Here is a 267-nt window from a genome sequence, read left to right on the forward strand (position 1 = left end):
ATGGCGTTCATGACCGGGTTGCCCTTGTAGATGTCATCAAAAGTCAGCTCGCCGCCGACAGTTGGAATCCCCATGCAGTTGCCGTAGCCGCCGATGCCGGCAACAGTTTCGTTTAACAGCCAGCGGGTGTGCGCGTCGTCAAGTTCACCGAAGTGCAGCGAGTCCAAAGTGGCAACTGGCCGGGCACCCATGCTGAAAACGTCGCGCAGGATGCCGCCGACGCCAGTAGCTGCCCCTTGGTAAGGTTCAACGGCCGTCGGGTGGTTG

At 60.3% G+C, this 267-nt stretch carries 1 protein-coding gene; it reads right to left on the minus strand.

Annotation, left to right across the window (positions count from 1 at the left end; all coding sequences use genetic code 11):
- Positions 1 to 267 (minus strand): AIR synthase related protein (locus tag lacNas_RS10890; protein ID WP_244661461.1); only part of this gene is annotated, 267 nt, incomplete at both ends.

Origin of the sequence: Lactobacillus nasalidis (assembly GCF_016587775.1) — a bacterium.
GTDB classification, from domain to species: domain Bacteria; phylum Bacillota; class Bacilli; order Lactobacillales; family Lactobacillaceae; genus Lactobacillus; species Lactobacillus nasalidis.